At 69.6% G+C, this 2565-nt stretch carries 3 protein-coding genes; all 3 read left to right on the top strand.

The window, feature by feature from the left end; genetic code table 11:
• The coding region (locus V6M42_RS08030) for a sensor histidine kinase (RefSeq protein WP_332678120.1) at positions 1-676 on the top strand (676 nt) is incomplete at its 5' end.
• 64 nt (positions 677-740) lie between these two features.
• The gene (locus V6M42_RS08025; protein WP_332657792.1) at positions 741-1217 is read left to right on the top strand and encodes a hypothetical protein; all 477 of its coding nucleotides are present in this window, start codon (positions 741-743) and stop codon (positions 1215-1217) included.
• 128 nt (positions 1218-1345) lie between these two features.
• Positions 1346-2565, top strand: a 1220-nt coding sequence (gene lpdA / locus V6M42_RS08020) for a dihydrolipoyl dehydrogenase (protein ID WP_332678119.1), incomplete at its 3' end; no start/stop codon positions are given.

Genomic DNA, 2565 nt, shown 5'->3' with positions numbered 1-2565 from the left:
GCTGCAGGGCGGGCGCCGGATGGAGAATGTCGGCCGCCTGACCGGGGGGCTGGCGCACGATTTCAACGCCCTTCTGGGCGTCATGACCGGGGCGCTGGACATGATGCTGCGTCAGGCCGACGACCCCGTTCGCGTGCGCCGCATCGGCCAGGCCGCCCTGTCGGCCGGCCAGAAGGGCGAACTGCTGACCCGCCGCCTGACCGCCTTCTCGCAGGGCGACGACGAGCCGGTGCTGCGCGTGCTGGACGCCGGGGTGCTGCTGCGCGGCATGGAGACCCGGCTGCGCGCCATGGCCGGGCCCGGCGTGGACCTGATGATCGAGGGGCCGTCCGCCGAGGCGCCGGTGCGGCTGGATCCCGTCGCCTTCGAGGGCGCGGTCAGCGGCCTGACCCGCAACGCCGTGGACGCCGTCGACGGTCAGGGTTCCGTCGCCGTGCGGCTGGAAGTCCTGCTGGAAGGCGGGGTGCGTCTGAGCGTTCGCGACAGCGGCCCGGGCATGGACCGCGATCTGGCCGCCCGCGCGGTCGAACCCTTCTTCACCACCCGCGAGGGCGCGGCGGGTCTGGGCCTGTCGCAGGCCTATGCCTTCTCGCGCCAGTCGGGCGGCGTCCTGTCGATCGACAGCGCCCCGGGCGAAGGCGCCGAGGTTTCCATCACCCTGCCCAACGCCGGCTGACGCCCGCCTCTTTTTGCGCTTTTGACAGACCGTTATAAGGTTAACGGGAGTTGGGAGGCTCGAAATGAAACTGTTGCGTCTGATCGTTGTGCTGGCGGTGCTCGGCTATGCCGGATGGCTGGCCTGGCCGTTCATTTCTCCGCTGATCGAGGGCTCCGCCGCGACGGCGCGCGCCGAAGCGGCGGTTTCGGGCGCCGGCGAGCTGTTCGGCTTCCTGCCCATGTGGACCCTGTGGATCGGCGCCGTCGCCCTGTATGTGATCGCCGCCCTGATGCTGGGATCCGGAAACGGCAAGGCGGCCGTGGCCTATTTCCTCGCCTTCGCCGCCGATGTCGTGCTGCGCCTGGCCATCGACCGCCAGGGCGAGATCGGCGCCCGTTCCGGCGGACCCACGACCATGGCGGCGCCCGAGGCGATCCAGGGCCTGCCGGTCGAACCGGTCTGGCTGGTGCTGGGGGCCCTGTTCCTGCTGGGCGTGCTGGTCATGATCGCCAGCCGTCGCATCCGGCGCAAGCGCACGGCCGGCCAGCTGAATTTCTGACAGGAACCGGCTCCCGGCGTCTGTCGGACAAAAGGTCCCACGCCTATATGCGGCGCTGCGGTTGACGCTCGCGAGCGGCGCCGTCAGGTTCCGCGCGCCTCCCCGCGCCCACACAGACGAGAGACCCCATGGCCGATTCCCCCAGCACCTATGACGTCGTCATCATCGGTGGCGGACCGGGCGGGTACAATGCGGCCATCCGGGCGGGCCAGCTGGGGCTGAAAGCCGCCTGCGTCGAGATGCGCGAGACCCTGGGCGGGACCTGCCTCAACGTCGGCTGCATGCCGTCCAAGGCCCTGCTGCACGCCTCGGAACTGTTCGAGGCGGCGACCAAGGAGTTTCCCACGCTCGGCATCGAGGTCGGCACGCCGAAGCTGAACCTGGGCCAGATGATGGGCCAGAAGGCCGACAGCGTCGGGGCCCTGACCAAGGGCATCGAATTCCTGTTCAAGAAGAACAAGGTCGAGTGGATCAAGGGGCGCGGCCGGATCGCGGGCAAGGGCCAGGTCGAGGTGACCGCCGCCGACGGTTCGAAGACGACCCTCGCCGCGAAGAACATCGTCATCGCCACCGGCTCGGAGCCGACCCCGCTGCCGGGCGTGGCGTTCGAGGACGGCAAGGTGGTGGATTCGACCGGCGCCCTGTCGCTGCCGGCCGTGCCGAAACATCTGATCGTCGTCGGCGCGGGCATCATCGGCCTGGAGCTGGGCTCGGTCTGGCGCCGTCTGGGGGCGCAGGTGACGGTGGTCGAGTTCCTCGACCGCATCACGCCGGGCATGGACAAGGATGTGGCGACGGCCTTCCAGCGCGCCCTGACCAAACAGGGCATGACCTTCAAGCTGGGCGCCAGGGTCACGGCGGCGAAGACCGGCAAGGACGGCGTCGAACTGACCGTCGAACCGGCCGCCGGCGGGACGGTCGAGACGCTGAAGGGCGATGTGGTCCTGGTCGCCATCGGCCGCCGTCCCTACACCGAAGGTCTGGGGCTTGAGACGGTCGGGGTCGAGGCGGACAAGCGCGGCTTCGTTGCCGGCGATCATTTCAAGGTGGCGGACGGCGTCTGGGTGATCGGCGACGTGACGCACGGCCCGATGCTGGCGCACAAGGCCGAGGAAGACGCCGTGGCCGTGATCGAACTGATCGCGGGCAAGGCCGGCCATGTCGACTACGATCTGGTCCCCAGCGTGGTCTACACCGCGCCGGAAGTGGCGTGGGTCGGCAAGACCGAGGACCAGCTGAAGGCCGAGGGCGTCGCCTACAAGGCCGGGAAATTCCCCTTCACCGCCAACAGCCGGGCCAAGATCAACCACGAGACCGACGGCTTCGTGAAGGTGCTGGCCGACGCCGC

The organism is Brevundimonas sp. (assembly GCF_036677305.1).
Classification (GTDB): domain Bacteria; phylum Pseudomonadota; class Alphaproteobacteria; order Caulobacterales; family Caulobacteraceae; genus Brevundimonas.
The sequence above is the reverse complement of the archived record's forward strand: the minus strand, read 5'-3'. Positions and strand labels throughout refer to the sequence as shown.

Coding starts and splice junctions, on each gene's coding strand:
- V6M42_RS08025 (WP_332657792.1), top strand. CDS start 741: ATGAAACTGTTGCGTCTGATCGTTGTGCTGGCGGTGCTCGGCTATGCC.